The 26,981-nt window shown below is 64.1% G+C and carries 28 protein-coding genes; 11 read left to right on the top strand and 17 right to left on the bottom strand.

Annotation, left to right across the window (positions count from 1 at the left end):
- Positions 1-34 precede the first annotated feature (34 nt).
- From ABH922_RS27095 to ABH922_RS27055, 9 genes are all read right to left on the bottom strand, one after another.
- Positions 35-772: an ABC transporter ATP-binding protein gene (locus ABH922_RS27095; RefSeq protein ID WP_424810121.1), complete on the bottom strand. Its 738-nt coding sequence runs from the start codon at positions 770-772 to the stop codon at positions 35-37.
- Positions 759-2,579 (bottom strand): ABC transporter permease subunit, encoded by a 1,821-nt coding sequence (locus tag ABH922_RS27090; RefSeq protein WP_424810120.1) that lies wholly within the window; start codon positions 2,577-2,579, stop codon positions 759-761. Before ABH922_RS27090 ends, ABH922_RS27095 begins: the two co-directional genes overlap by 14 nt.
- Positions 2,576-3,439 (bottom strand): branched-chain amino acid ABC transporter permease, encoded by an 864-nt coding sequence (locus ABH922_RS27085; RefSeq protein WP_424810119.1) that lies wholly within the window; start codon positions 3,437-3,439, stop codon positions 2,576-2,578. Before ABH922_RS27085 ends, ABH922_RS27090 begins: the two co-directional genes overlap by 4 nt.
- An 80-nt stretch (positions 3,440-3,519) precedes the next feature.
- Entirely contained in the window at positions 3,520-4,062 is a 543-nt protein-coding gene (locus tag ABH922_RS27080; protein WP_424810118.1) for a ribose-5-phosphate isomerase, read from the bottom strand.
- Positions 4,059-5,789, bottom strand: a complete 1,731-nt coding sequence (locus ABH922_RS27075) for a dihydroxyacetone kinase family protein (RefSeq protein WP_424810117.1) — start codon at positions 5,787-5,789, stop codon at positions 4,059-4,061. The genes ABH922_RS27080 and ABH922_RS27075 overlap by 4 nt, the downstream gene beginning before the upstream one ends.
- 42 nt (positions 5,790-5,831) lie before the next feature.
- A complete protein-coding gene (locus ABH922_RS27070) occupies positions 5,832-6,590 on the bottom strand; it encodes a GolD/DthD family dehydrogenase (protein ID WP_424810116.1) in 759 nt (252 codons plus the stop codon).
- A gap of 92 nt (positions 6,591-6,682) precedes the next feature.
- On the bottom strand, positions 6,683-7,669 hold the full coding sequence (locus ABH922_RS27065) for an LLM class F420-dependent oxidoreductase (RefSeq protein WP_424810115.1): 987 nt from the start codon (positions 7,667-7,669) through the stop codon (positions 6,683-6,685).
- A gap of 26 nt (positions 7,670-7,695) precedes the next feature.
- Positions 7,696-9,333, bottom strand: a complete 1,638-nt coding sequence (locus ABH922_RS27060) for an FAD-dependent monooxygenase (protein ID WP_424810114.1) — start codon at positions 9,331-9,333, stop codon at positions 7,696-7,698.
- Positions 9,334-9,439: 106 nt separating this feature from the next.
- The gene (locus tag ABH922_RS27055) at positions 9,440-10,726 is read right to left on the bottom strand and encodes an amidohydrolase family protein (RefSeq protein WP_424810113.1); all 1,287 of its coding nucleotides are present in this window, start codon (positions 10,724-10,726) and stop codon (positions 9,440-9,442) included.
- A 228-nt stretch (positions 10,727-10,954) separates the two neighbouring features.
- On the opposite strand from ABH922_RS27055, the gene ABH922_RS27050 reads away from it, so the two are divergent.
- Positions 10,955-11,995, top strand: coding sequence for an isocitrate/isopropylmalate family dehydrogenase (locus tag ABH922_RS27050; RefSeq protein ID WP_424810112.1), 1,041 nt, complete (start codon positions 10,955-10,957; stop codon positions 11,993-11,995).
- A gap of 594 nt (positions 11,996-12,589) precedes the next feature.
- The gene (locus ABH922_RS27045) at positions 12,590-13,354 is read left to right on the top strand and encodes a hypothetical protein (RefSeq protein ID WP_424810111.1); all 765 of its coding nucleotides are present in this window, start codon (positions 12,590-12,592) and stop codon (positions 13,352-13,354) included.
- 226 nt (positions 13,355-13,580) lie between these two features.
- Here ABH922_RS27045 and ABH922_RS27040 read toward each other — a convergent pair whose 3' ends face one another.
- From ABH922_RS27040 to ABH922_RS27030, 3 genes are read right to left on the bottom strand one after another with little or no spacing between them, the layout of a single operon-like run.
- Positions 13,581-14,744: an alpha-hydroxy acid oxidase gene (locus ABH922_RS27040; RefSeq protein ID WP_424810110.1), complete on the bottom strand. Its 1,164-nt coding sequence runs from the start codon at positions 14,742-14,744 to the stop codon at positions 13,581-13,583.
- The gene (locus tag ABH922_RS27035; protein WP_424810109.1) at positions 14,741-15,649 is read right to left on the bottom strand and encodes a cyclase family protein; all 909 of its coding nucleotides are present in this window, start codon (positions 15,647-15,649) and stop codon (positions 14,741-14,743) included. Before ABH922_RS27035 ends, ABH922_RS27040 begins: the two co-directional genes overlap by 4 nt.
- The gene (locus ABH922_RS27030) at positions 15,646-16,833 is read right to left on the bottom strand and encodes a CaiB/BaiF CoA transferase family protein (protein WP_424810108.1); all 1,188 of its coding nucleotides are present in this window, start codon (positions 16,831-16,833) and stop codon (positions 15,646-15,648) included. The genes ABH922_RS27035 and ABH922_RS27030 overlap by 4 nt, the downstream gene beginning before the upstream one ends.
- A 165-nt stretch (positions 16,834-16,998) precedes the next feature.
- Between ABH922_RS27030 and ABH922_RS27025 the strand changes: the two genes are divergently transcribed.
- From ABH922_RS27025 to ABH922_RS26995, 7 genes are read left to right on the top strand one after another with little or no spacing between them, the layout of a single operon-like run.
- Positions 16,999-17,916 carry a hypothetical protein gene (locus ABH922_RS27025; RefSeq protein ID WP_424810107.1) on the top strand — a complete coding sequence of 306 codons (918 nt, stop codon included), beginning with the start codon at positions 16,999-17,001 and terminating at the stop codon, positions 17,914-17,916.
- 7 nt (positions 17,917-17,923) lie between these two features.
- Complete coding sequence (locus tag ABH922_RS27020; protein WP_424810106.1) at positions 17,924-18,610, top strand: hypothetical protein; 687 nt, start codon at positions 17,924-17,926, stop codon at positions 18,608-18,610.
- Complete coding sequence (locus ABH922_RS27015; RefSeq protein WP_424810105.1) at positions 18,601-19,566, top strand: NAD(P)-dependent oxidoreductase; 966 nt, start codon at positions 18,601-18,603, stop codon at positions 19,564-19,566. The genes ABH922_RS27020 and ABH922_RS27015 overlap by 10 nt, the downstream gene beginning before the upstream one ends.
- Positions 19,553-20,263 carry an SDR family NAD(P)-dependent oxidoreductase gene (locus ABH922_RS27010; RefSeq protein WP_424810104.1) on the top strand — a complete coding sequence of 237 codons (711 nt, stop codon included), beginning with the start codon at positions 19,553-19,555 and terminating at the stop codon, positions 20,261-20,263. The genes ABH922_RS27015 and ABH922_RS27010 overlap by 14 nt, the downstream gene beginning before the upstream one ends.
- Before the next feature lie 6 nt (positions 20,264-20,269).
- Positions 20,270-21,040, top strand: a complete 771-nt coding sequence (locus ABH922_RS27005) for a DUF6282 family protein (protein ID WP_424810103.1) — start codon at positions 20,270-20,272, stop codon at positions 21,038-21,040.
- Positions 21,037-21,750 carry an SDR family NAD(P)-dependent oxidoreductase gene (locus tag ABH922_RS27000; protein WP_424810102.1) on the top strand — a complete coding sequence of 238 codons (714 nt, stop codon included), beginning with the start codon at positions 21,037-21,039 and terminating at the stop codon, positions 21,748-21,750. Before ABH922_RS27005 ends, ABH922_RS27000 begins: the two co-directional genes overlap by 4 nt.
- A gap of 46 nt (positions 21,751-21,796) precedes the next feature.
- Positions 21,797-22,420, top strand: a complete 624-nt coding sequence (locus tag ABH922_RS26995) for an RraA family protein (RefSeq protein ID WP_424810101.1) — start codon at positions 21,797-21,799, stop codon at positions 22,418-22,420.
- A 10-nt stretch (positions 22,421-22,430) separates the two neighbouring features.
- Here ABH922_RS26995 and ABH922_RS26990 read toward each other — a convergent pair whose 3' ends face one another.
- Positions 22,431-23,474: an amidohydrolase family protein gene (locus tag ABH922_RS26990; RefSeq protein ID WP_424810100.1), complete on the bottom strand. Its 1,044-nt coding sequence runs from the start codon at positions 23,472-23,474 to the stop codon at positions 22,431-22,433.
- A 135-nt stretch (positions 23,475-23,609) separates the two neighbouring features.
- Between ABH922_RS26990 and ABH922_RS26985 the strand changes: the two genes are divergently transcribed.
- Complete coding sequence (locus tag ABH922_RS26985; RefSeq protein WP_424810099.1) at positions 23,610-24,056, top strand: FAS1-like dehydratase domain-containing protein; 447 nt, start codon at positions 23,610-23,612, stop codon at positions 24,054-24,056.
- Positions 24,053-24,481, top strand: a complete 429-nt coding sequence (locus ABH922_RS26980; RefSeq protein ID WP_424810098.1) for a MaoC family dehydratase — start codon at positions 24,053-24,055, stop codon at positions 24,479-24,481. Before ABH922_RS26985 ends, ABH922_RS26980 begins: the two co-directional genes overlap by 4 nt.
- Before the next feature lie 75 nt (positions 24,482-24,556).
- On the opposite strand, the gene ABH922_RS26975 is transcribed toward ABH922_RS26980, so the two are convergent.
- The 4 genes from ABH922_RS26975 to ABH922_RS26960 form a co-directional block, all read right to left on the bottom strand.
- Complete coding sequence (locus tag ABH922_RS26975) at positions 24,557-24,841, bottom strand: hypothetical protein (protein WP_424810097.1); 285 nt, start codon at positions 24,839-24,841, stop codon at positions 24,557-24,559.
- Positions 24,804-25,469 (bottom strand): VOC family protein, encoded by a 666-nt coding sequence (locus ABH922_RS26970; protein ID WP_424810096.1) that lies wholly within the window; start codon positions 25,467-25,469, stop codon positions 24,804-24,806. The genes ABH922_RS26975 and ABH922_RS26970 overlap by 38 nt, the downstream gene beginning before the upstream one ends.
- 114 nt (positions 25,470-25,583) lie before the next feature.
- Positions 25,584-26,360: an IclR family transcriptional regulator gene (locus ABH922_RS26965; protein ID WP_424810095.1), complete on the bottom strand. Its 777-nt coding sequence runs from the start codon at positions 26,358-26,360 to the stop codon at positions 25,584-25,586.
- A gap of 158 nt (positions 26,361-26,518) precedes the next feature.
- Positions 26,519-26,866, bottom strand: coding sequence for an antibiotic biosynthesis monooxygenase family protein (locus ABH922_RS26960; protein WP_424810094.1), 348 nt, complete (start codon positions 26,864-26,866; stop codon positions 26,519-26,521).
- Positions 26,867-26,981: the final 115 nt, after the last annotated feature.

Raw genomic sequence — 26,981 nt, 5'->3', positions numbered from 1 at the left:
TTGCCGGAACATCGACACCGATGTTCCCTCCGAGTCATCCGGATTGCTTCCCCAAGTAGATGTTTCGTAGTTGCTCGAAATCGTGCAGACCGTCCGTCGACGCATTGTACTGCACTCGTCCGTGATCGAGCAGAACCACGTGATCGGCCACGGACAGCGCCTGGTCGACGAGCTGCTCGACGAGCAGAACACCGATACCTTCCGCCTGGATCGACACGAGTATCTCGAGGACGTCGTTGACGATCGCCGGTGCCAACCCGGCGGTGGGCTCGTCGAGCATGATCACTCGGGGTCCAGGCATGAGCGCCTGAGCGATGGACAGCATCTGTTGTTGCCCGCCGCTCAAACCACCGGCCGCATCGTGCCGTTTGGCGTGCAGCGCCGGAAAGCGTTCGTATGCATTCTGAATGGCTGCGCGTCGTTCGCCACGTGTGAGGACGTACCCGCCGATGGCGAGGTTCTCCTCGACGGTGCGGCGGCGGAAGACCCGTTTGTTCTCAGGCACTAGCGAGATCCCCGAACCGTTACGTGCATACGGCGAGAGGGAGGTGATGTCGGCTCCGTCGAGTAGGATCTGGCCGGACGCACGCTTGGCCAGGCCCGCGATCGTGAGCAACACCGTGCTCTTGCCTGCGCCGTTTCGCCCGAGCAGCACGGTGACTTCGCCGGGGTGGACGCTCAGGCACACATCGCGGACGGCGAGTAGGTCGCGGTAGCCGGCACTGAGGTCCTTGACTTCCAACAGCGTCGAGGACGCGTCATTCGTGCGCATTGGTCGTCGCTCCCAGTTCGTCGGCATCGGGCAGTTGTCCCAGGTAGCTTTCCGCCACAGCCGCATTGGCTTGGATCTCGTCAGCAGTGCCTTCGGCCAGCAATCGCCCCGATTCGAGGACGTAGATCCGGTCCGACACTGAGCAGACCATCTTGAAGTTGTGTTCGACGAGGAGCACTGTCGCACCGGCATCGGCGACTCGCCGGATCACCGACGCGAGTTCCTCCACCTCCCCCTCGTCGAGCCCGGACGCCGCCTCGTCAAGGAGAATCAGATGTGGGTCGGCGGCCAGTGCACGAGCAACCTCGACGCGTCGACGGGTACCCAGCGCCAGGCCTGCGGCATCCTGGTCTGCGAGGTCCTCGCACCCCACGAGTCGCAGAGCTTGCCGGGCAGCCTCCGCCCGGGATCGCTCGGCGCGTCGGTGAGCGGGCAGACGCAGTATCGTCGCGGCGATGCTGACGGCGTCGTTCGCATACCGCGCGGAGGCGACCGCCTCGAGCACGGTCATCCCGTCCGGGAGCACCGGTGTCTGGAAGGTTCGGGCCACCCCACGGCGAGCAATCAGATGCGGCGCTCGGCCGGACAACCGTTCACCCGCGAGGCTCACGTCACCGGAGGTCGGTCGGTAAAGGCCGGAGATCAAGTTCAGCAGTGTTGTCTTGCCTGACCCGTTTGCCCCGACGAGGCCGGTGACCTGGCCGGGCACCGCAGTGATGGAGACGTCGTTCAGCGCCTGGTTTCCCTGGAAGTGTTTGGTCAGTCCGTGTATTTCCAGAACGCCGCCCGGAATCGGCTGTACCTCGATCGCGGGAATCGGTCCGGGTTGTTCCCGCGACTCGGCAGTGGCTGTCGGACGCGAACGCCACCGCGAAAGGTGTTGGTCGGCAAGACCGGCGATCCCCCTCGAGAAGAAGACACCACCGACCACAAGGAACAATCCGTAGGCAACCAACGAGTACTTGTCGAAGGCGGTGACCTGCCACGTACCGAGACGGATCACTGCCACTCCGAAGAACGCGCCGTAGATGCTCTCGGAGCCTCCGAGCACGGAGGCGGCGATGATCAGAACCCCGAGCGTCAGGGTGAAGGACGTCGGCGCGATGAAGTGGTCGAGGCACACCACGAGGCCGCCGCCGAGACCGGCAGGTAGCGACGAGATGACAAAGGCCTTGGCCTTGATGACGTTGGTATTGAGGCCGAGAGATGTTGCCAGAACCGGGCTTCGCCGCAGAATGCGCAGCGAGTTTCCGAACGAGGACAGCATCAGGTTACGCAGCAGCGCGAGGACGATCACCATGGCGATGATGCACACGGCATAGAACTCGTTCTTGTCCAGCACGCGGCCACCGATCGTGGCGGCCGGGATGGCAGTCAGTCCGTACAACCCACCGGTCTGCTCAGTGAAGATCTGGGTGATGTCGGGGATCAGCAACACCAGGAAGAACGACGTCATGCCAAGTCCCCAGCCACCCAACCGAAGCCCGGGTAGACCCGTGACGAAGCCGACGACGCCTGCGGCAATCACCGCGACGGCGAGACTCGACAGCATGGACCATCCGCGGATCATCAGGATGCCGGTGGTGTACGCGCCGAGCGCGAACATCGCCACTTGACCCAACGACAGCATCCCGGCGTAACCGAACGTGATATTCAGTCCCGCAACCAACATGGTGTAAATCGCGATCAGGGTCAGCTGCCGTACCCAGAGTGGATCGGTCCCGAACCATGGTACGGCGACCAACACGAGACCGGCGACCAGGGGAAGGAACCAGGACGGGATTCGATCCAACCGCCACGCAGTCATACGACCCTCTCATTTCGCTCGCCGAACAGTCCTTGGGGGCGCAGAAGCAACACCGACAGCAGCAGTGCGAACGTGAGTACGCTGATCCACTTGTCACCCCAGTGCAGGGAAATCTCGGCTTGAAAGATGCCCAGCCCCAGACCACCGATGATCGCGCCGATGTTGTGCCCGAAGCCGCCGATCGCCATGGCCAGGAAGGCGTAGAGCACGACGGTGTCGCCGAAGCTGTAGACGGCGAACGTCGTGGGTCCGGCGATCGGGCCCATCGCGCAGAGCAGACCGCCGGCGAGGGCGAAGGCGCCGATACCCAGCCGGGGAACGTTGATTCCGCGGAGCATTGCGACGTCGCGGTCTTCGGATGTCGCGAGGCTCGCGATGCCCAGCATCGTCAGGTGCGACCACAGGTACAGTCCTACGGCGAGAACGAGTGTGACGCCGACGAGCACCAATTGGGCGGCTGTCACTCGCACACCGAGGAGGGTGAACACGTGATCCGGCGCGAGGCCCTTGACCGCGAGTGGATTCTCCTTCCAGATCAGGAGCATGACGCCCTGCATCGCGACCGACCAGCCGACCATGGTGACCAACTCGGCGTTGATTCCCTTGGACCGCACCGGACGAATGACGAGCCGTTCTTCGGCGGCACCGATCGCAGCGCCGGCGAGCAGGCCGAACGGCAACGCCACCCACGGCGACAGACCGAAGGTGAACACGGTGGCATACGCCAGGAAGGTGCCAAGCACCAAGAACTGCGGTTGAGCGAAGTTGAACGTTCCCGACGCGACGAAAACCATGTTGAAGCCCGTCGCAACCAATACGTAGACGCATCCAGTGCAGATGCCCAGCCACAAGGTCAGCACGTCACACGCACCAGCATTCGCGGTGCTCTACTCTCCGGAATCATTCGCAGATAGTGTCCGTATCGACCGGGGGTGTCCTGTCACCGTTCCAACGCTCGGAATTGTCGGGATTTGAACTTCGAATCCGTGTCGAGTCGAGGGTCGAGGTCAGCCGCCACCGAACGGCCACAGTCGGATTCGTAACGGCTTATCCGCGCCACCTTCGCCGCGGACGGGGACGCCGGATCGAAGTGATAGCCCAACCATTCGCGGGCAAGGCGGCGCGCGATCTCCACTCCGACGACGCGTTGACCGAGGCACAGCACCTGGGCGTCGTTGCTCAGTACTCCCCTCTCGACTGAGAAGCTGTCGTGGGCCGTGACCGCCCGGATGCCCTGAACTTTGTTGGCTGCGATGGCAACACCGAGACCGGTTCCGCAGATAAGCAGAGCGCGATCCGCCTGACCGTCGGCGACGAGCTGCGCGGCGGTGACGGCTACGTCGGGGTAGGGGGTGGCGTCGCTCGCCCCGATGTCCTGAACGCTCTCCACCCGCGGATCACGCTCGAGATCCTCACGGAGCAGTTCACGGTAGGTTGCGCCGGCGTCGTCGCTGCCGATCACCACTCTCCAACCGGCAGTCATTTTGCCACCGAATCGGTCGCGGGCATCGCGGCACGCGCGCATGCAGCCAAGGACACTGCACCGGGATCGGGTGTGCCGATGCTTTTTTCCGCGAGCGGCCGCGCGCGCCCCACTCGTGGCCGAAGATCCGCAGTGTCACGCGCCGCATCTTCGGCGGCGTCGGAGGCTTTGCTCCATGCTGTCTGCCAGTGGGAATCGGCCGCCAACTCGGCATCGACGGCATCGACGAACGGCGCCAACGCATCGAGCATCGTTTTGTCGCCCGGTGTCGCCTTGCCGAGTCTCCGCACCTCCTCGTAGGCGACGCGAACGGCGCTCACCCAATTCTCCGGGTTCGGCTCGGACACGTCGGCGAGTGAGCGTCCCGCTGCCGCGAGCCCCGCTCCCCACAAGACACCAGACGTCCCACCCGCGCGCGCCGCCCAGGCGTCACCGGCGGCGATAAGCGTTGCCCCGGCATTGTCACCGACGGCTGCTGCTCGCTGCGCGGCGGTGAGCGCGGCTGCGGCACCCCTCGTCATGCCTCGGCCGTGATCCCCGTCTCCCGCAACAGCATCGAGCCGACCGAGTTCGGGGGCAATGTCCTCCAAAGTGTCCACCACACGGCTCAGCGCCTCGACAACGGCTGTGGCGTAGCGGTCGGGCTCCGCAGTGGGGCGAACCGGTTCGACAACCTCCGCCCGGTCATGTTCAGACTGATTCGCTCCGGAGGCACGAGTCGATTCGAGCACTGCGCCGCCCCGCCGGAAGGCCGGTGTGTCTGCGGCGCTGCTCCACAGCGCCTCGAGTTCGTCGTCGAGCCAGCTGAGGGTCAACGAGCAGCCGGCCATGTCGAGGCTCGTCACCAACTCGCCGATTTCGGGGTCGACGACTTCCAGTCCCAGGCTCCGCAGCCGCACCGCCACCGACGACCAGACCACGAACAGTTCCTCGTACTTGACTCCGCCGAAACCGTTGAGCACCACAGCAACCCGACCAGTACCCGACACCGGAGCGTTGTCGAGCAGCCGGTCGACGAGGAGCTCGGCGAGCTCTGCCGCCGTGGGCACAGCCGTCTCGTCGACACCGGGTTCTCCGTGGATGCCCAGACCGATACCCATCCGCCCGGCCGGAACCGTGAACAAGGGAGTGCTGTCGCCGGGAAGGGTGCAGCCGTCGAACGCGACACCGATTGTCCTGGTCATGGCGTTGGCGTGCGTCGCCACCCGCGCCACCTCGGCGAGCGGCGCTCCCCCGTCCGCAGCGGCGGCTGCCACCTTGAAGACGACGAATCCGCCGGCGACGCCTCTTCGCCGGGCATGTTCCTGCGGTGGCGCACTAGCCACGTCATCGGTCACCGTGAGGTAGACGGTTTCGATTCCGTCGGCGCACAGTGCATTCCGCGCGATGTCGAAGTTGATGGTATCGCCGGTGTAGTTGCCGCTCAGGAGAAGCACCCCGCCACTGGTGGCAGCCGCCCGCGCCACCGATTCGACCTGCGCCGCCGACGGGGAGGTAAAGACGTTACCGACGACGGCGCCGTCGGCGAATCCGGGGCCGACGAGGCCGCAGAAAGCCGGGTAGTGACCGGCGCCCCCGCCGACGATCACCACGGTCTTCCCTGGCGGGGGCGGCGTCGCGCGCACGACTCCACCCGCGACTTTGCGGACGTATTGCCGATGGGCATCGGCGAAACCAGTGAGCATGTCGTCGGAGAACGCGGCAGGATCGTTGTACAGGCGGGTCATCGGTCACCTTCGGATGTCGCGGATCAGGGACAGGGCTTGTTGTCAGCGGATGGTGTAACCACCGTCGAGCACGAGATCGGCGCCGTTGACCATTCCGGCCGACGACGACACGAGATATAGTGCAGCTGAGGCAATTTCGTCGGGTAGCGCAAACCGGCCCGTGGGGATCTGTGTGAGTAGGGCGTCGCCGCGCGGGCCGTCCCAGGCTTTACGGCCCAGTTCGGTCAACACCACTGTGGGTGAAATGGAGTTGACGGTGATGCCGTGGGGTCCCCACTCGGAGGCGAGCACCTTAGTCAGCCCGATGACCCCGGCCTTCGAGGCGCAGTAGGCGGCGTGCTGGTCGAGTGCGACGTGTGCAGCTTGTGATGCAATGTTCACGATTCGGCCCTTACCAGCGCGGATCATGTGCTTTCCGAGGTGTTTCGCGACCAGGAAGGTGCCGGTGAGGTTGACAGCCAGGGTGCGGGACCAGCCTTCGAGGGTGAGATCCTCGGCTTTCGCAAGGACAACGATTCCGGCGCAGTTGACGACGATGTCGACAGTGCGAGAGTGCACGATGATCTGCTCGACTGCATGTTCTACTGACGTTTCGTCGGTGACGTCACAGGGGATATGCGTCCGCGACGGTTCGTCCTCATGGGTCCGGATGACCGCGGGGAGGTCGGTGACGAATACGTGCGCCCCGTTGTCGATGAACTTGGCGGCGATGGCCGCGCCTATTCCGGAAGCACCTCCCGTCACAACTGCCGTCATTCCGTCGAGACGAAAACTGTCGTGTGAACCCTCAGCGGTGGCCATGCCTGTACACTAGGACGACCACGACAATGAGGGGCGTCACTGTTCCGCACTCCAGAATCTGTTGGAGGCAAGCGCTTTACGGCCAATCGGCGTCAGACGAACGCCGGGATGACTTCACGCTCGAACAGTTCCATTCCGCGTCGATCGTAAGCAGCTTCGACGAACGTGCAGATCGCGTAGGTCATTCCGATTCGCTCGGCGGCGCGGAGCTTTTCCACGATCTGTTCGGGCGTCCCGACCAACTGGGTGGTGCGGTACGTGTGTTCGAGCGTCGCCAACTCGGCGGGCGGGACCAGCGGAGCGTAGTGCGCGGTGATCCAGTCCAGGCGCTCTCGCACCTCCCGCTCGGTGGCCCCCACGATCACCGGATAATTGGCCGAACGAGTGATCGACCCGAAATCCCGGCCGAGATCAGCGCAGTGCCCGGCCAGGACTGCTGACTTGTGCACGAACTCGTCCGGCTCCGGAGCGAAGTTCGCGTAGTCGGCATACTCGGCGACGATGCGCAGTGTCTTCTTCTCTCCGCTACCGGCGATCCAGAGCGGAATGCCGCCTTCCTGGAGCGGCAACGGACGGCAGATCGCGCCGTCTGCATCGAAGTGCTTGCCCCGCATAGTCGAGCGGCCCTCTAACCAAAGGTCACGCATGATCCGGACGCCCTCCTCGAGCATTCCGAGTCGGGCGCCTGGGGCGGGAAAATCGTAGCCGTAGGCACGGAATTCCTGCTCGTACCAGCCCGCCCCGACGCCTACCTGGGCTCGGCCGCCGGAGACGATGTCCACCGTCGCGGCGACCTTGGCCAGGTAGGCCGGGTTCCGGTAACAGATGCAGGTACACATCTGCCCCAGGCGTACTCGTTCGGTGACGGCGGCGAAGGCCGCCATGAGGGTCCATGCCTCGTGCGTGGCCTCGTCCGTCACCACCGGAACGGTGTGGAAGTGATCGAACAACCAGATACTCTCCCACCCACCACGATCGGCGGCCTGAGCGAGGCCACGCATCACCGGCCACTGGCTTTCGACCGGCACTCCGGCGAGGTCGAGAGTCCAACCCTGGGGAACGAACACACCGAACTGCACATCTGTCCTGTCGTAGATCGGCTCGATCAGCGACGGTAACTCGGGCCGTGCCCCGTGACGAGATCCGCGAGAGCTCGGGCGTCGGCAGGTGCCGCGTCCCCACGCCAGGCGATGTGCAGATCCGGCCGGAGTAGGAACAGCGAGCCGTTGTAGAAGTCACGCAACTGCGGCTCGTCCATCCGGACTACCTGCAGTGGCGCCTTCAGGTCACCGAACGCGTCCTCGAACGCGCTGGTGTCCGCCTCGCCGGTCAGGTCGAGCAGCGTGTAATCGGCGCCGAGCGAATCCTGCAGCGGCGAACCGTCCTTGAGCCACATGTGTGGGATGCGGATGCCCGGGCGACCATGCGGTTCGATCCGGCAGAACTCCCACGACGGGATGTTGCCGGGCTCGTGCGCCACCAACGGTGAACCGGCGTACGAGTAGCAGGTCTCCACGCCCACCATGCCGTGCATACGGCCGTGATCGTTGAGGAACGAGTTGACCAGACGCTCCCGAGCGGCCGCACCGGCCTCACCCTCGGACTCCTCGTAGGTGCTCGAAATCTGGCGGTACAGTGTGGCACCGTCGGTTGCCCACCCGGACGCCTCGATGTTCCGTCTGCCCACCGGCCTGCGTTCGAGTTCGTAGCCGGCGAGTAGTTCTTCACCGCCCCAACCATTCACGACGCCCGCGAGCTTCCAGGCGAGGTCGATCGCATCGCCGATACCGGTGTTCATTCCCAGACCGCCGGTCGGGATGACGAGGTGCGCGGCGTCACCGGCCAGGAATACCCGGCCGTCACGGTACCGGTCGGCAAGCAGTAGGTGCGGTCGCCACGTGTTCACCGTGAGGATCTCGAGGTGACAGTCGAACCCGATCAGGCGACGGATATGTGCCTCGAAGTCGGTGTCCTCGGGAAGCGTCGTACCGTAGGACATTTCCTTGCGGTCACCGTGGACGACGAGTCCGTCGTCACTGCCGACGAAATGGTAGTGACGGCCCTTGCTGATGGCCATCTTCTCGTACATGTCGTCGGATCGGCAGATCACCTGCCGGATCTCACCAATCGCGGCCCGGCCGTTGAGTCTGATACCGAGCTTCTTGCGCACCGTGCTGGTGCCGCCGTCGCTGCCGACGAGGAAGGCACACCGATAGGTGTGATCCGCGCCGTCCGCATCGCGGACCACGACGGACACGCCGTCGGCGTCCTGCGTGAAGTCGATCAGTTCGTGACCGTATCGGACCGTGGTGTTCGGCGTCTCGTTCTGCGCGACGTCGCGCAGCAGCGGTTCGATGGTGTTCTGCGAGACCAGCTGGTACGGCTCGAGCGGGTAACTACCGTCCGTGGACGCCGCGATCTGCTCGCGGCGCTCTGCCACCGACGGGTACGACTGCACGGCAACGGCAGGCTCGTTCATCGTCGTGGCGAGGACGATGTCCATCGGGTTGTCGGCGGGGTAGCCGAGTTCACGTACACGCTCGGCGATCCCCAATCGACGATAGATTTCCATGGTCCGGGCATTGGACCGATCCATCTTGGGCCACGGCGCCGGCGTCGGTTCTTTCTCGATGATCAGACAGCGGACGCCGCGGCGCCCCAAGTCGATCGTGAGTGTCAGTCCGGTGGGTCCGGCACCGACGACGATCACGTCGAAGTCGAAGGTGTCATTCGTTTCAGGCATAGCAGGCTGCTCCTACACACGTCGTCGACCTGGGACGACGCGAAAGATCATCGGCGGGTTGCCCGTGAGGACCCGCGGACGTGGTGAATGGTTATCCGCTCGTGGCTCAGACGAGTGCGCCTGCGGCCGGCTTGTGGACGTCGCCGCGCGGGTACAGATCGCGGCCCGGCTCCGACAGAACGACGTCGGCGGTGGGGCCGATCCGCTCGACGAGGGGGGCAAGCTTCTCGACGTCGAAGTCGAAGACCTTGGCGGCGGTGGTGCCCATCATCTGTCGAGCCTCATCTTCGGGCACGTGGTTAACGCCGAAGGTGGCCCGCAGGTACTCGGTCACCGAGGGATGCCACATGCCTTCCAGGTGTGGGAAGTCGGTACCGATCATCATCTTGTCGATTCCGATGTCATGGCGGATCGCGACCTCATGACGCGAGAGCAGCGACGACCCTATCCAGCACTGACGCTCGAAGTACTCAGTCGGCGAGTGCTTGACGACGTCGCGCAAGTCGCTGCGCACGTAGCTTCCCTTCCACGTGTAGTCAGCACCGGCGAGCTTCGGGCGAACCCATGCCGAGCCCTGCTCGGTGAAGACAACCTTGAGGTTCGGGTGCCGCTCAAATACTCCACAGAAGATCAACTGATCGAGAATCTCGTGGGTGAAGAACTCGATATGTCGTGCCATGATCGGGAGAATCATCGCCGGGTGCGGCATCGCGTCGGCAGAGATGTCGCGCTCACCGCTGCGGTTGGTCGAGGAAACACCGCCATGCGAGTTGAGGATCAGTCCCAGATCCTCCATGGTGCTCCATACCGGATCGAACTTTTTGTCGAAAAGCGGTGCGCTGGTTTCGAACATCGGGCAGAGAACACCCTTGAAGCCCTGTTCCTTCGCCCAGTGCATATCTGCGATTGCTGCGTCGACGTCGTCGAACTCGATCATCGCGATGTTCGCGAAACGCTCCGGCGCGGGAGACGTGAAGTCGACCAGCCAACGGTTGTAGGCGCGGTCCGACGCCTGCTTGTGCTTGAAGTCCAGCGGCTTGGCGCCTTCCTTGGCGCCCTGCGTGGCGGAGTACAGCTCGAACGGCTTACCGAAGTCGGGGAAGATGATGTCGGCGGCAACACCGTGCTTGTCCATCTCTGCCAGTCGGACATCCATGTCCCACTTGCCTTCCATGACACCGGCCTCGTTGACCTCGCGGTCCCACTCCTCCACGACGTCGAGGTCGGCGCGAAGCTTGAACACCTCGGGATCGAAGGCGTACCGCGGCTGCTTCTTGAACTCCACGCAGTAGTCGTCGTATTCCTCGCGGAATTCGGGATCGAGGTACTCCCGATAGTCGTCCACACGACCTGTCGCGTGACCGTCCGAAGAGATGATCATGATCTTGTCCATAGCGATTCCTTTCGCCGTCCGTCAGGTTGTCGAGGGCATCACCCTTGTCCGGCCGCGAGTGAGTCAGGCCCGGGATACTGCTTGGACCCCATCTTGCGTGCGCCACCGCGGCGGAGCGAACGGGTGTTCCAGTGGCAGGAACGTTCGCATCGCTGCGCCGGGAACACACCCACTACCGTTTGGGCGACAACGGGTCTCGGGCCCGACTTTCATATCCGGGAGGAACACATGGTTTGGTCGATCGGGTTCGTACCCGTCACGGAGCACGGCCGGGCGGTCGCCACCTCGGCGCTACGAGTCCTCGACATCATCGGATATCCCGTCGACGTCACCGAGTTCGATCTCGGGGCTCGGCGGTTCCTGAGGACCGGCGACGTACTTCCGGGCGGCGATCTCGACGCCCTGCGCTCGATGGACGCACTGGTGATCGGATCGCCTCCGGTGGGAGCGGACGGTATCCCCCGCGGACTCCTCGAACGCGGCATCATCTTCACCCTCCGTGCGGAACTCGACCTGTACGTCAACGTGCGTCGCTATACCAAAGCGGACGGCGTCGACGTCGTCGTGGTGCGTGAGAACACCGAAGGCGGCTACATCGGGGAGGGCGGAATCCTGCGACCCGGCACGCGACACGCAATGGCGACTCAGGGTTCGGTCACCACGGCCTTTGGAGTCGAGCGGACGCTACGGTACGCCTTCGAACTGACACGGAAGCGGCACGGGACGCTGACACTCGTACACAAGGTGAGCGTCCTCGAATACTCCGGCAGTATCTGGCTGTCACTGCTCGAGAGCCTGTCTCCTCAATACCCGGACGTCGACTGCACCTACCTCGACGCCGACACCGCCTGTGTCCGGTTGATCGAGGACGCATCCCGATTCGACGTGATCGTCACCGACAATCTCTTCGGCGACATCGTCACCGACGTCGCCGCCGCAGTCACACAGTCCCTGCACCGGTCGGGTTCGGCAGATCTCAATGCCGACGGCAACGGCCCGTCCCTGTTCGAACCACTCCACGCCGCCGCCGCGAAGGTGACCGAAACACCGTCCGACAATGCCGACCCTCGTGGAGCCTACGCCGCCATCTCCATGCTCTTGGAGCATCTCGGGCACGAAGCCGACGCCGCCCGACTCCACCTCGCCGTGCAATCGGTGCCCGACGACGCCGCCCGAACACTGACAGCTACCGAGGACGCGGTGCTCGCGCACTATCGGATTCATTCCACACCGAATGCGGTGGAAACCGATTCTCCTGCAGGACGATGAACTCGATATCGATCAATGCCGGCCGGCGATGAATATCCTCATCGGTTGTATGCGATTCCCTGTCACACATAACGACTGATTCTGCGGCCCGTGGAATTGCCGATATTCATTCCTGTGTATATCCTCCCGAAACAGAAGGAGTGAAGCCGCATTTCACCACAATGGAACTCGTGAATCACGACTCCTTCCTGGCCGATATCCGAAACTTCCTTCCATGGATTTATCCCGTTGAACTGCGCTTCCACCCGAACGCTGATTGCAAGGTTTTCATCGAACGACGACAGATCTTCCGGTAACGATTTCGGCAATCATCCGGGAAACGAAACAATAGCCTGGATCCTCGATTGCATCTCGAGGAAGATTGGAAACTTCTGATCCAGCGCATTCCAAGGCGCCCATCACGCAATTCGCAAAAAATTTCGACGCCTACCCGGAAGGCTAGGGAGGAAGCGAAATATTAGCCTCGATCCGAAAGATTTCTCCTGTAAGCAGATTCGGATTTTCTTTTGACAGCCAAATGCGTGCAAACCGGTCAGTTTGTGTTAATTTCCACAGGATCATCATCGCTACAGTTCACCGAGAGGTTTCATTCGCATGTCGAAGAACACCCGCAGAGTCGCCACCATCGCCGCACTGGTCAGTGCAGCTGCGTTGGTCGCACCCACATTCGCCGGCGCACTCCCCACGGGCTCGCTCGACTCGGACGCCGCGCCTCTGGGCGGATTCGTCTGCTCAACCCTGTCCACCGAGACGAGCCCCAATGGCTGGGGAATCCCGTTCCTCGACGAACAGGACCACACCGCCTCCTACTCCGCCGAGAACGTTCTCGATACAGACGGCTCCCTCGAGCTGTCGGTCACCGGGGTGGAGGATCGCTCCGCGAGCTACCACTCCGCAGGTGGAGTCAAGCTCGCGGACATCCTGGATCAGGAAATCGGATTCTCCGAACTCGCGGCCACCGCGAAAGCATCGTTCCAGCTGCGACTGAGCGGGACCACCGGCGGAAAGTTCAGCGACACCACCGGCTTCACCACTCTCGTCTGGGTTCCGGATGCCACGGCCCCCGACACCACCGCAGGGGCAGTCCACCAGAACTTGCAGGACGGTCAGTGGTGGAGCACCCAGAACATCGACGGCGCAAAGGACTTCGCGCGCGTGAGTCTTTCTGCGATCGCCGATGCTCAGCCGGACGCCATCGTCGACCACTACGGTGTCAGCGTCGGCCGCGGCTCAGCGGCAACCTCGACCCTCGTCGACGCGGTGAAGTTCAACGGTTGCACCACGAACTTCGCCAAGAAGGACCCCCTGCCCGAGAGCGGCACCGGTTCGCTCGGAAACCTTTTCGGCAGCCTTTCCTAGTTCCAGAGGTTTCCGACCGGCGACGCTCCACCCTCTCGGGTACTGCGGGGTGGAGCGTCGCCGGTCGGAGCATTCACCGCCGGCGACAAGGCGACCTTCCGCACCGCAGGAATTGCCATGATCACCGCCGCGCACTACTTCATGATCCGAGGACGAGAAGCGCAAGCACTTCCGGCCTGGGACAAAAACGACGACATCGAATCACAACGCCTGACACCGCCTGCACTCAGGCCAGGTGCGACGAACCCAGTTCACTGACGCTGCGGACACCGAGAAGCGCCATGGTGGTGGCCATTTCCTCCTCGAGGATGTCCAGGACGCCGTTCACCCCGGAGACCCCGGCCGCAGCGAGGCCATACACCCAGGGGCGCCCCACCATGCAGGCACTCGCACCGAGACAGAGGGCTTTGACGATGTCCGCGCCCCGGCGTACCCCACCGTCGAGGATGAGGTCGACGTGCTCATCCACGGCGCCGCGCACGCGCGGGAGCAGATCGAATGTCGCCGGTATGCCGTCCAACTGCCGGCCACCGTGATTCGAGACCACGATGGCGTCGACGCCGAGACGTGCGGCGTGCCGCGCATCCTCAGGATTCACGATGCCCTTCACCGCCAGAGGACCTGACCAGTTGTCGCGCAGCCACTCCAGATCCTCCCACGTCGACTGGCGTGGAAGGAGCTCCACGAGATTGGCGGCGGAGTCACCGGCCGAGCGCAGCAGGCTGCGCAGCGTCGGTCGGTCCTGACCGAGCGCTTCCGTCGACATTCGGGCAACGATGCGACGCTCGCGCAGGACACCGGCCAGCCACCTGGGGTGGCGTGCGGCGCCGGTAACGTTTCCCCAGGTGACACGGAGCGGACGGACGCTGAGGTGGTTGGCGAGATCACGCTCACGTTTACCCGACACCGATGCGTCGACGGTCAGACAGAGCCCGGTGAAGCCGGCGTTCGCAGCGCGAGAAACCATTTCCCCGTAAAAGCCTCGGTCTTTGTACGGATAGAGCTGAAACCACGGACGATGGTCCGGTACGGCGTCGGTCAATTCTTCGAACGAGTAGGTCGACGCCGACGACGTGACTGCGATGACTCCGTGCTCACGGGCGGCAAGCACCTGTGCTCGTTCACCGTCGGGGTGCATCATCCCAACCAGTCCGGCCGGGGCCAGCATGATCGGGCTTGCCATCTCACGGTTGCAGACAGTGGTGGCGAGGGAGCATTCGCTGACGTCACGCAGTACCGAGGGCAAAAATGCGCGCCGCTCGAACGCTGCCCGATTCTCGCGCATCGTCCACTCGTCACCAGCAGCGCCGTCGACGAAGTCGAAGATCGCCTTGGGGAGGGCGCGCCGAGCCTGCTCCCGGTACCCGGCGACGTTGTACGGCCGACTCACAGGATCACCAACGGATTCACCGGAGAACCGGTTCCACCGGCAACCGGCAGAGGCGCGGCGACGAACATGAAGTCGTAGCGGCCGCGTTCGGCACAGGCGTCCGCGAGCGGCTCGAGCACGGCGTTGTCCACCAGTGCAGTACCGAAGGCATAGAGGGCAGCGTGCACCGCCCAGTCCATGTCGACACCGTTCGGTGCCATGTCGAGCATGTCCCAGACCAGTACCGAGCAGTCGGTGTCGCGAAGAAATGCCAGACACGACGCGTGCAGGCCGGGACGAGCGGTTCCCGTCCCCCACGGCTCCTCGTGTCGGTCGTGTTCTTCGCGGCCGGAGTGGACGACGACGGCGTCACCGGGCTGAATCTCCACTCCCTGTGCCGTGCAGATTTCATGCAGCTCGCGGCCGTGCACGGGACGGTCCTGGGTCACATAGCCGACTCCGCGATGGCGGGGTACGTCGAGAAGCACTCCGCGCGTCACGATTCCGTTACTCCAGGCGTCAATTCCTGCCCACAGCGCACCGGCGGGACGCAGCACGTCCTCGGGTTGACGTCCGTTCCACATGCCCTCCTCACCCCAGGCATGATTGAGAGCGTCGATGTGGGTGCAGGCGAGCCCGTGATAGTTCAGCCCCAGGTAGTCCGACGCCATCCCGCCGGCGCCGCGCGGTTCCTGCATGAGGTAGTGGTTGGCCGGTTTCCGGTTAGTCGGGCCGGGTTCTTTGGGGAACGGTCGACTCAGCGACATCACCGTGCCGGCGCCGACACTGGCCGCCGCGGCGCGGGTACGTTCTGGAGTCACCAAGTTGACGGCTCCGCGCTGATCATCGGAACCCCAACGCCCCCAATTGTTCCGAGTGGATATCAGTGTGGCGATCTCGTCGTGGGTCACTGCATCGGTACTCATCGGACAGCGACACCGGTCGTGGTGGCTCGGTCGACGAGTTCGCGAAGAACTTCGTCGGTGTGCTCGCCCAGTTGCGGGGCACGAGTGCGCACCGCTGCCGGGGTCCGCGAGAAGTCGACGGGGCTGGCCACCATCTGCCGCGAGACCGAACCGTCCTCGGTGTCGACCAGCATGCCGCTCGCCTGGGTCTGGGGATCTGCCAACAGGTCGGTGACGTCGTTGACGGGTGACCAGAAGAAGTTGACCTCGTTGTCGAACCGCGCCGCCCATTCCGAGCGCGGGCGCTTGGCGAACTCGTCGTCGAGCAGCGCCACCAACTCCCCGGCGTTCTCGTAGCGAGCTTCGATGCTCGAGAACCTCGAATCTGATTCCAGGTCTTGCCGTTCTACGATCCTGATCAGCGCGGGCCAATGTCGATTCGACTCGATCCCTAGTAGCCAGAATCGCTTTCCGTCAGCAGCTGCGTAGTTGTTGGCCAGCGGATTGGCCGGTGCGGTACGGACAGGGTGCGCGGGGTCCAGGTCCAGAAGCAGTTTCGTGTTGAGGTCACTGCTCACCTGATATCCCGCCACGCGCGCCAACGATGTCGACACCAGTTGTCCCTCACCGCTTCGCTCACGATCGAACAGTGCCGCGCTGATCATTCCCGCCGCCGTGACGCCGGCGAAGTGATCACCCATTCCACTACGCTGCAGCGGGATGTCCTGGCCGGGAACGGACAGCAGATCAGCGATCGCCCCGCGCGCCCAGCAAGCCCCGAGATCGAATGCGCCGGCGGCAGCAGTCGGCCCCGACAGGCCGTAGCCGGTGATGAATGCATAGATCAGGCGTGGGTCGCGGGCACGGAGGGTCTCGTGGTCCAAGCCCAGTCGTGCGAGCGCGGCGCCGCGCATGTTCGTCAGGAACACATCGGCGGTGGCGATGATCTCGAGTGCGCGCTCGGCTTCCTCCGGATCCCGCAAATTCAAGACGACGCTGCGCTTACCTCTGTTGTCCGGATCGAAGAACGGGTTGTAGTCGACGTCAGGACCCAACTCGGTGTAGATCGCGCGCAGCGGGTCTCCCGTCGGTGGCTCGATCTTGATGACGTCCGCACCCCAGTCGGCAAGAATCCCGCCGGCCGACGGCCCGGCGACCCACGCTGCCAACTCGACGACTCGGACCCCGTTCATTGGTCCCGGCATGGCCGTACCTCCTCAGTTCGTTTGGCGCAAAAGTAGTTCGGCGTCAGCGGTACTCGCCCCACACCGTTCCGGCGCCCGGAACTCGGGGAAGTGGCGACCGACGCCACATGCCTATCTTGCACATGTCCACACACAACAGGTGCGCCTCGATCGAGGCGCACGGAGATGGTCGGGAGCGAAGACACGGTGAATGCGCGAGATCCGATCGACGCAAGGGGCGATGCGATCACAGGTATGGAATCCGTGGCCGGGACCTGGTTGATCGTCGGCCACGGTTCGGTCGGCTTCGTCTTGTCCGAACGGATTCTCGCCGCCGGCGGTTCCGTTCTGGTCAGGGACGACGCTCCCCGGATACCGCCTTCACGTCACGAACGAGTCACCCGGGTCGGCGCGCAGGAGCACATCAGTGCATCGCATGTTGCGATGTGTGTGCCGTCGTCGGTCACACCGAACGCCGCCGTGTACGTCCGTACCCACGTCGACGGACGTCCGACGATCCTCGACTGGGCGAGTGCGCCGCCGTCGACGAAAATCGCAACCGCCGCTCCCGATGCCGACGACTGGATCGACGTCGCCCTGCTCGACTCACTCGACCGAGTGGTTGACCATCCGCTCCTGGCGATCAGCGGAATACGTTCGGAAGCTGCGGCGACAGCTCTGCGAGGTCTCGGTTTCGCAGTCGACGTCGCAGGCGGTGCGGTGGGGCAGGCGGCCGCGGTGAAACTCACCCGTTCCCTCTTCATGAAACCCCTCGAGGGACTGGTGATGGAGTTCCGGGCGAACGCCGAGGTTCTCGACCCCTCCGGCGTCGCCTGGCGTTCGATCCAGCAGAACCTCGGAGGTGTGTTCGCCGACTTCGCGGACGTACTGGTGACCAGCGATGTCACGCACGTGGCTCGGCGCACTCCCGAACTGCGCCATGCCATCTCGTATGCCACCGATCTCGAATGCGCATCCCGTGTCGCCGATGCCGCGGCCCAGGTTCTGGCACGTCTGGCTCAGCACTGGACCGAGACAGGTGTGGATGCCGAGCGAACCGTTGACGACATCTTGTCGGCCGCCCGGCCGGCATTCCAGCAATGAGGACTACATGAGCATCGATCTGGTAGACACCGACGCATCGTCGGCAGAGGCAGCACGACAAGGCTCCGGTTACGAGGCGTGGGTGCCCGAGCTCTCCGTGACCGAGACCTGGCAGGAGAGTTCCAGCAGTGGGGCCCTGCTTCGCCGACAGGTCGTCTTCGTCCCGTCCCTCGACCCGTGGGAAAGCGTCGACTCGGCGCGAGCAGCCGTTCGAGCGGGAGCTCCCGGCGTCCTGAGGCTGAACCTTCGATCAACGAAAGGTGCTCTTCCCCTCACCGAGTGGGCGCTCGATCCGCTTCCGGCGGTATGTGAACGTGAGGGCTACGCCCTTGCGCTCGACTACGGCCCGACCGGCACGGTCCCCCTGACCGAGTTGGCCGCCTTCGCCTGTTCGGCCCCTGAAGTGGCATTACTCGTACTGGGAGACCGGGTATGTGAACAGCCCGCAGTCTGGCGACTGCTCGACTGTTGCCCCAACGTACTCCTCCAGGTCACCGATCAGACGGCTCCGGCGAGCCTGGCGGCCGGTGTCGGGACCTTCGGTGCGCACCGGTTCGTCTTCGGATCCCGCGGATCCGCCACCGGGGCCGACGCGGTGTTGCTCGCCGCGCTCGAGGCCGACGACCAGGTCGCACTGACAAGCGGCAACGCCCGAGCCCTCGACACCCTCGAATGGCGTCAGCGATGGCTGTGACGGGCGGGCTCGTCCTCGCCGTCGATTCTTTGCTCGACGACGATCTGACCGTCGAGGAAGCCGCGGCCGACGAGTTGGGCTGGGAGCTGCGTCGCTGGAGCGGAGACTACCGTGAACTCGCCGCCGCCGACGCAATCGTCCACGTGCGCAGGGTGATCGACCGTGACTTCATCTCCCGCCTGACGTCGTGCCGCGTGGTGGGACGTTTCGGCACCGGTGTGGACACCGTCGATCTGGCGGCGGCGGAGGCTGCCCGGATCGCGGTCGTCAACGTCCGGGACTACTGCGTGAGCGAGCTGTCCAATCACACACTCGGTCTCGGTCTGACGTTAGTGCAGCAACTAGGTCCACGCCACGACAATGTCGACGGACAGCGTCACGGTTGGCAGGAGTACATCACCGGGAACAGACGGGCCGGGGATACCAGCGCATTGGTGATCGGACTCGGCGCTGTCGGTCGCCACCTCGCCAAAAGCCTGGTTGCACTCGGATGGAACACCATGATCACCAGCCGCCGAACCGACGTACCGCTCGATCCCGGCATGCGTGCCGTCACCTTGACTCGAGGGCTTGCCCGCGCCGACGTCGTCTTCGTCCAACGCGAGCTCGATCCCGGCACCCAGCGCTTCTTCGACGAAGATCTCCTCCGGTGCCTACGCCCGGGTGCGGTCCTCGTCAACACGGCGCGCGTGGGACTGCTGGACGAAGGGGCGGTCGCTGCCGCCGTCCTGGACGGCAGGCTCGGTGGTCTCGGTCTGGACGCCCGGCTTCGGCCGGACAGTCCACTCACCGACATCCTCGACCATCCACGCGTACTGGTGACGCCGCACATCGGATGGTACAGCGAGCGCTCGCTGTCCGAGCTCCGACGACGCACCGTGGCAGACACCATCACGACATGCCAACACAGTTCACACCACGACACCGAACAGGACGTACCTCATGTCTTCCACTGATTCCCGCGTCTGCGTCGTCACCGGCGCCGCAGGCGGTATCGGCCTCGCCACCGCGAATGCTCTTCGCACGGAAGGTTGGACCGTGATCGGTCTGGACCGTCAGGCGAACACCGCCACCGGAATCCTCGCGTGCGACATCACCGACCCGGCCGCGGTCGACGCGGTCAGCGCGCAGATCCGCGAGCAACACCGGCAGATCGATGCGCTGGTGAACGCGGCGGGAGCTGGAACCCCCGTGTCCTTCGACGACGCAACCGACGCGATATGGCAGCAGGTCTACGACGTCAACCTGTTCGGCACCGTCCGCGTCTGCCGCGCGTTCTTGCCACTGTTGCGTGCCTCGGCGTGCGAGTACCGGAGCATCGTCAACTTCACGTCGCAGGCCGCGAAGACCGGCGGGCTCCTCATCGGTGCACCGTATTCGACGGCCAAGGCCGCGGTGCTCTGCCTCACCATGTCTCTCGCCGGGGAGCTCGGCCCCGAGGGCATCCGCGTGAACGCGGTGGCGCCGGGCATCATCGAAACCCAGTTCCTCGACAACGTGCCCGGTATCCGCGATCGTGGCGCGGGCATTCCGCTTCGTCGGATCGGGCGCGCCGACGAAGTAGCCCAGGTCGTGAACTTCCTCCTGTCACCGGCGGCGTCGTATCTCACGGGCGAGACCGTGGACGTCAACGGTGGCATCTACATGGACTGACCGGTCATGCTCAGTTGGGATCTACACGTTCATCCGGGTTCGGCCGACGAGGGCCGGTGGGGTGACGGCGACGCGGTGCGAGAAGCAGCACGCCGGGCAGGCGTCAAGGGGCTGGTCTGGAAGTCGCACGGCGGCTGCACGGCAGAACCTGTCGATGCGCTGCCGCCGGGTTCTCCACATGTCATTGCGTCGATCGTGTTGAACCCGGGCATCTCTCCGAAGGACGTGAGCGACGCTCTCGCACGTGGTGTGCGCTGGATCTGGGGCCCGTCTCGTAACGCGGACGGTTCGCTGGGTTGGGAGCTGCCGCTGCCCCGGTTCTGGACGGAGATCGCCGAGATGTTGAGCGATCTCGCGCAGCCGATCGTGCTCGCCACCTCGCACCTCTCCCGAGACGGCCGCCGGGAGTTCGCCGAATTCGCGGCGACCGTCGGTCCGGTTCTGTGTACCGTCACGCACAGCCTGTATCTGACCGACGACGAAGTCGGGACCCTGGCCGGTTCGGGGGCGGTTTTCGAGGTCGACCTCTTCACGTTGACACGGACGGTGCGGGAGATGCCGTTGGCGCCGTTGGCCGCGCGGACAGATCTGGTTCACTCCCTCGGCTCGACGATCTACCTGACCTCCGACGCCGGGCAGGCAGCCACCGGCGATCCGTACGTCTTCGTCGGTGAAGAACTGGAACGGCTGCGTCCCGCACTCGGGCAGCGTCTCGATCAACTCGCATCCTCGGGACCCGAGCGTGTCGCCCGCCATCTGGAACAGGAATCACGATGAGTATCGGAATCGTCGTCGGCGCAGGAGATGTCGCCGCGGCTGTAGTGGACCGCCTCCGCGGCTCGACCCAGCACGTCATCGCTCTCGATCTTTCCCCCGAGCCCCTCACCCGACTGCAAGGCGACGGGCTCGTCTCGGTGGCCGGAGACGTGAACGACGAGGCGGTGCGCACTGCAATGGTGCGCGCCGCCCAGGAGTCGGGTGGGTCGATCGGCTGGGTGCTGCTCACCGCGGGCGTAGGCGCACGTGGACGTTTGGATACCGTGGCACCGGAGCGCGTACAGACGACCTTCGCCACCAACGTGGTCTCTCCGATCTTGCTGCTGCAAGCGCTCTTGCGGGACTGTGACTGGTCCTCGGGAGCGCGTATCGTCGGGCTTGGTTCCATCTCCGCCCGCCGTCCGCTTCCCGAGCGGACGGTCTACGGCGCCACCAAGGCTGCTCTCGAAGCCTTCCTCGTCTCGTTGGGCGTCGAACTCGCTCCTCGCGACATCGTGGTCAACGTCGTCTCGGCCGGTGTGATCGACAGCGCGTTCATCGCCGCTGCCCGAGGCGATCTCGATGACTGGGCAGCAGCGCGAGTGCCCGCTGCACGCCTGGGCCGCGTGGACGAGGTAGCAGACCTGATCGCCTATCTCGTCAAGGATGCCCCGGCTTACCTGAGTGCTACTCGTGTAGTCCTCGACGGCGGTGCGGAGGCACTTGCGTGAGAACCCACATTTCGATCGATCACCCTTCCACGCGTCAGGAGACGGCATGAACACGATCAAAGAGGACCTACTGAAGCTCGGGGTCCCGACGCTGTACGAAGCAGCCGGACGGCGCGGACTTGCGTCCGGGCTGAAACTCCTCGTCGGTGTGCCCTTCGCAGGGCAAGCACATACCGCCGAGATTACTGCCGGGGACAACCTCGGACTTCACCACGGGCTCATGGCAACCAATCCCACTGGCGACGTCTACTGCGTCGCCAGCACCGGAAAGGGCCGTTACGGGGCCATCGGCGATCTGCTGGTCGAGCAGCTCCGCGCCGGCGGCTGGCAGGCCATCGTCCTCGACGACGGGATTCGTGACCTGGATTCGTTGGAGGCACCGCCGGCGATCGCGGCCCGCGGCGTCTGCTCACGCGGCACCGTCAAGAGACGTACCGGCCAAGTCGGCGGAAACATCAGTCTTGGTGGCATTCTCGTGCAACCCGGAGATTGGATTGTCGGTGATCGCGACGGTGTGGTGGTCATCCCCGACAGCCGCGTCACCGACGTTCTGGTTGCCGCGGAGACCCGACTGTCCAAGGAGACGCGGATCGCCGAGCTCGCCAGAACTGGAATGACCGTCCTGGCGGCGAATCTCGTCGCCTCCGACGAGATCGCCATATCCCGCTAGCGGTCCGAGCTCAGACCGCTCCGGCTATCCGACGGCCGAGGAACTCCAACGCATTCCCACTCCTGACCGCTCGGAGTTCCTCGGCCGACAGCAGTCCGCGCTGCGCCGCCACCTCCAGGATCGACTGCGGGCTCGGCCCGTTCGGCAGGAACGGGTAGTCGGAGCCGGCCACGATGTGGTCGATTCCGAAGCGCGTTCGCAGCAGATCCAGATGCTGCGGGTCGAAGACGAGTGAATCGACGTAGAAGCGGCCCACGAGTTCATCCCAGTGGGCTTCGAGACCGGGCTGGCTGATCGAGCGACCGAACTTGAGCCGCGGCCACATCCAGGGCAGCCCGCCCCCACCGTGCGACAAGCAGATCCGCAGACCGGGAAAGTCCTCGAGCACACCACCGAAGACGAGAGCACCTGCTGCCAGCGCGGTATCGGTCATCATTCCGATTCCGAACGAAAGATCCACGGACGCCGCTCGGCTCACGCACCTGGTGTCCATGGGGTGAATGAACAGCGGCGTCTGGAGCTCCTCGGCCGCGGCGAAGAACGGGCGTAGCTCTTGCGCATCCAACTCGGTTGTTCCCACCACGGTACCCAACTCCAGCCCGTCCAACCCGAGCTCCTCGACACACCGCTTCAGTTCCGAGACCGCAGCTGTCGGATCCTGCAGGGGCACCGTGCCCAACCCTCGCAGCCGACCACGGCCCTCGCCGACGGTCTGTGCCAGCCAATCATTGATGTGCCGAGCGTAGCGCAGCCCGAGTTTCGGCTCGGCCCAGTAAGTCAGTGCCACCGGGATCGGCGAGATCACTTGAACGTCCACGCCCAATGCGTCCATCTCACCGAGTCGGGCAGCGGTGTCCCAACACGGTCGCCGCACGACCCGGAACGTCTGGGGACCGCGCATCACCGAGCCGGTCAAGGCATCGGGATGCGCGAAGAGCATCGGCCAGCGGTCGTCGCCGGTCTCGGCGGCCAGATCAGGTAGGTCAGGTGGCATGAAGTGGGCGTGTAGATCCACCACCGGACTCGTCTGGGATACGTCATCGGGATTGGTCACCGAATCAGAAGTACGCAGTTGGAGATTCCTTTGCCAGTCGTCGTTCTGCCTCGCGGAAGCGGCTGCCGGGATTAGGCTTTCCGACCGACGGAACCGGCGCATGCCGGCGGAGGCGGGACGCCGGAACATGACGGTATGGATCACTCCGCTGTAGTCATCGGTAAGACCGGACAGGATTTCGTTCTTCCGATCGAGCGGGGGAAGCTGCGTGAGTTCGTAGGTGCGGTCGCGGAACGATCGATCGACACCGACGATCCGGCCGCAGTCATTCCCCCGACCTTTCTCGCCACCGCCATGTGGTGGCAGGGAGACGACGCCAACCCGTTGCACGACGCCGAACTCGACTCCGCTCGCATGCTCCACGTGGAGGTCGAATATGTCTTCCCGAGCGGGGCGCCGCAGGTCGGCACCACCTTGACCGGAACCGCCCGGATCTCCGACACCTGGGAGAAGGAAGGCAAGCGCGCCGGACCCATGACGTTTGTCGCCGTAACCACCGACTATCGAAATGAAAAGGGAGACATGGTTGCTCAGTGCATCTGGACCGAAGCTCATATTTCACGTCCGGCGAGTGCCCGGTGAACATCCCCCGCCCCCGCATCTCACTGACGGCACCGCCGGAGCCCAGCGTGTTCGGGCCGCTCAGTGTCACCGATTTCGTCGTCTACCAGGGCGCGTCGGGCGACCTGGCCGCCATCCACCATGACCCTGCAGTGGCAGGCGCGGCGGGTTACGAGAAACCGTTCGCTCCCGGAATGTATCCCGCCGGCCTGCTCGCGTCCTGGGCCACCTCGTGGCTGGGCGCGGTGAACATCCGCCGGTACAAGGTCCGCTTCGCACAGATGGTCTGGCCGGGTGACACGCTCACGTGCAGTGGCACGATCACCGGCACCGAGGTGCGGGGGTGCGACACACTCGTCGACGTCGAGTTAGAAGCGCGCGCCGGCGATACCGTCGTGGTGAAGGGGTGGGCAAGCTTCGCCGTCCCCGATTCCGAGATGATCTGATCCGAATCTCTTGACACAAGATTGAACTGCGCCTACCGAGATCGGCAGGCGCAGTTCATTTTTTCCGATCGTTTGCTACAGGGCATCCACCGGGTCCAGGTACTCGGTGAACGATGCCACCGAGTCCACGCGCGGAGCAGGAAGCGGTTCCTTCCACACGTCGAGTGCGCCTTTGCCCATGGCAAAACGCCGAGGACGATGTGTCGCGTCGACGATCACCTCGTGATCGGTGGAGAACTCGATCGAGAAACCCAGCCACGGCTCGGTCACGTAGACCCCCATCGAACCCGATGTGGGGTGGCGCAGGATGTCCAGTTCGAGCTCAACGCCCAGCGATACGGCGTTGTGTCGAAATCGCATGACGTCGTCGAGAGTGTCTACCAGAATGCAGAAGTGCGAGAACTGGGGCCCGGCGAGCTCCTCTCCCACCACGAGCGAAGCCGAGCGAGTGGTGATAGCCGTTCTCACATCTGAGGAACTCCACCGATTCCTCGACCTGATCCGAGATCCGGAATCCGAGGACGTCGCGACAGAACGCCGTTTCTTCGTCGAAGTTCGGCACCACCCAAAGGGTGTGCAACATCTTGTCCAGCGAAATACCGTTCGGAGCAATGGGAACGGCTAGTTCGGCCATCTTGGTAAAGATCTCCCATTGGATCCCCGCCGGGTCCCGGAACCGGAGCCATTCCTCGACACGGTCGGCGATGAAGTCGCCACCTCGAACGAATTCGATTCCCGCCGCTTCGAGGTCTGCAGCGATGCCGTCGTAGGCAGCGCGGTCGAGTGCCTGGTAGGCGATCCGCGAAATTCCGGGGTTGGGCCCTTGCTCCAGACGTACCCAATGATGGTCTACGCCACCGCTCATGAACGCGACGCCGTCGCGACGCTCGGTTACCTCGAGCCGAACCACTCGCGCATAGAAGTCGATCGCCGCCTCCAGATCAGCCACTTCGATCGCGACGTATCCGAGGCGTTGAATCCGGTACATGTCCTTACTCCTTCATTGGGCGACCCGTTGCTCGGGTGGCCCAGTATTGCGTCCCGCCCGCACCGTCCCCGCCGGTGGTTCCGGCGCGTGGAACGTCGATCGACTCCGTGTCGATCAGTAGGGCGTCGACAGTGCCTGAGCTATCTGTAATGCCGTGCGGCGCACATGATTTCTATCCGATACCATGTGCCCACTCGAGCCTAGCCGCGCCAGCGAGACGGCGGCGACAGAACGTCCTTCCGTCACTACCGGTGCCGCTACGCAGAACAACCCGAGCTGGGATTCCTCGAGGTCTTGCGAGTACCCGACCCGACGCACCTCTGCGAGTTGATCGAGCAACAGGCGTGGAGCGACGATGGACCGTGCCGACGGACGAGGAAGGTTATGCGAGAGCACCGAACGAATCATGGACACGTCACTGAATGCCAGTAGGGCCTTGCCGATCGCCGTACAGGTGGCCGGCATGCGCGCGCCGACGCGAGTGGGAATCCGAGTTCCACCGCGGGCGGTGAGCTTCTCCAGGTAGAGGACCTGACCTCCCTCGAGGACAGCAAGATGGACGTTGGCTCCGGTGGCCTCGAACACGTTTTCCAGCGGTCGTCTCGCGATGTCGAGGAGATCGCCCCACATCGACGTACTCCGGCTCATCTGCAACGCATACCAACCGGCACCGAGGGCGTACCGAGAACCGCTGTGAGCGACCATTTCTTCCTGGATCAGCTCGGCAAGTACTCGATGCGCAGTGCTCTTGGGCAGTCCGGCAGCGAGCGCCAGTTCCGTGACACCGGCCTCGCCGTTACTGCGCGAGAGTGCGCGCAGAAGTCGCGCGGCTTTGGCAACGGAGGACACCACACCCGCCGTCGTCTCAGGTCTTTCCAGAACAGATTCCACGTTCGTACCTCCATCGCCTGCCGTGTGTCTCACGTCACTCTACGCGCGTAGATTCCACTATGGCAACCATTTCGCATGACCAAGGCCACGTTAATTCCGGCCAGTGGAACGACGTGCACCAGTGCATATTCGGGCGGCCGGCGCGCACACCGAGCCGGTCATGCCGAGTACGGATCGCCGCACGGCACGAAGTGGCCGTCGCGGGGCGGCTCCACAATAAACGGGACAACCAGATCGCTCCATTCCGAATAGTGCGGCGAACTGCGCCACTGCACCAGATGCGCGTCCAATGAGCGCCATTTGAGCAGGAGCGAGTAAACGTTGCGTTTCTCCACACCACGCCAGTACTCGATCGAGACGAGTCCGGGACATCGTGCAATGACGGTCCGCGCCGTGAGCATCACCTTTTCGAATTCCAGTTCACGGCCCTCCGGGACCACGAACTCACACAACTCGTAGACCGGCCCTACGTACTCGGCCATTGCACTGTTCGTCTCGGCATTCACGATTTCCTCCACATGATCAGCAGTACTGGGGTCGTCGGCACAACATCGGCCGGCGCAGCTTCAGAAACTACGAGTGCCCGATCCGGCGGACGGGTTCGGGTTCCACAAGGTGGAA

It is taken from the genome of Rhodococcus sp. 27YEA15, from assembly GCF_049739425.1.
Taxonomy (GTDB): Bacteria; Actinomycetota; Actinomycetes; order Mycobacteriales; family Mycobacteriaceae; genus Rhodococcus_F.
The sequence above is the reverse complement of the archived record's forward strand: the minus strand, read 5'-3'. Positions and strand labels throughout refer to the sequence as shown.

Excerpts from the sequence above, each read along its gene's own strand:
- ABH922_RS27095 (WP_424810121.1), bottom strand. The coding sequence starts at position 772 with ATGCGCACGAATGACGCGTCCTCGACGCTGTTGGAAGTCAAGGACCTC.
- ABH922_RS27090 (WP_424810120.1), bottom strand. The coding sequence starts at position 2,579 with ATGACTGCGTGGCGGTTGGATCGAATCCCGTCCTGGTTCCTTCCCCTG.
- ABH922_RS27080 (WP_424810118.1), bottom strand. The coding sequence starts at position 4,062 with ATGACTGCCGGTTGGAGAGTGGTGATCGGCAGCGACGACGCCGGCGCA.
- ABH922_RS27075 (WP_424810117.1), bottom strand. The coding sequence starts at position 5,789 with ATGACCCGCCTGTACAACGATCCTGCCGCGTTCTCCGACGACATGCTC.
- ABH922_RS27070 (WP_424810116.1), bottom strand. The coding sequence starts at position 6,590 with ATGGCCACCGCTGAGGGTTCACACGACAGTTTTCGTCTCGACGGAATG.
- ABH922_RS27060 (WP_424810114.1), bottom strand. The coding sequence starts at position 9,333 with ATGCCTGAAACGAATGACACCTTCGACTTCGACGTGATCGTCGTCGGT.
- ABH922_RS27055 (WP_424810113.1), bottom strand. The coding sequence starts at position 10,726 with ATGGACAAGATCATGATCATCTCTTCGGACGGTCACGCGACAGGTCGT.
- ABH922_RS27050 (WP_424810112.1), top strand. The coding sequence starts at position 10,955 with ATGGTTTGGTCGATCGGGTTCGTACCCGTCACGGAGCACGGCCGGGCG.
- ABH922_RS27045 (WP_424810111.1), top strand. The coding sequence starts at position 12,590 with ATGTCGAAGAACACCCGCAGAGTCGCCACCATCGCCGCACTGGTCAGT.
- ABH922_RS27035 (WP_424810109.1), bottom strand. The coding sequence starts at position 15,649 with ATGAGTACCGATGCAGTGACCCACGACGAGATCGCCACACTGATATCC.
- ABH922_RS27030 (WP_424810108.1), bottom strand. The coding sequence starts at position 16,833 with ATGCCGGGACCAATGAACGGGGTCCGAGTCGTCGAGTTGGCAGCGTGG.
- ABH922_RS27025 (WP_424810107.1), top strand. The coding sequence starts at position 16,999 with ATGGTCGGGAGCGAAGACACGGTGAATGCGCGAGATCCGATCGACGCA.
- ABH922_RS27020 (WP_424810106.1), top strand. The coding sequence starts at position 17,924 with ATGAGCATCGATCTGGTAGACACCGACGCATCGTCGGCAGAGGCAGCA.
- ABH922_RS27015 (WP_424810105.1), top strand. The coding sequence starts at position 18,601 with ATGGCTGTGACGGGCGGGCTCGTCCTCGCCGTCGATTCTTTGCTCGAC.
- ABH922_RS27010 (WP_424810104.1), top strand. The coding sequence starts at position 19,553 with ATGTCTTCCACTGATTCCCGCGTCTGCGTCGTCACCGGCGCCGCAGGC.
- ABH922_RS27005 (WP_424810103.1), top strand. The coding sequence starts at position 20,270 with ATGCTCAGTTGGGATCTACACGTTCATCCGGGTTCGGCCGACGAGGGC.
- ABH922_RS27000 (WP_424810102.1), top strand. The coding sequence starts at position 21,037 with ATGAGTATCGGAATCGTCGTCGGCGCAGGAGATGTCGCCGCGGCTGTA.
- ABH922_RS26995 (WP_424810101.1), top strand. The coding sequence starts at position 21,797 with ATGAACACGATCAAAGAGGACCTACTGAAGCTCGGGGTCCCGACGCTG.
- ABH922_RS26985 (WP_424810099.1), top strand. The coding sequence starts at position 23,610 with ATGGATCACTCCGCTGTAGTCATCGGTAAGACCGGACAGGATTTCGTT.
- ABH922_RS26975 (WP_424810097.1), bottom strand. The coding sequence starts at position 24,841 with ATGCGATTTCGACACAACGCCGTATCGCTGGGCGTTGAGCTCGAACTG.
- ABH922_RS26970 (WP_424810096.1), bottom strand. The coding sequence starts at position 25,469 with ATGTACCGGATTCAACGCCTCGGATACGTCGCGATCGAAGTGGCTGAT.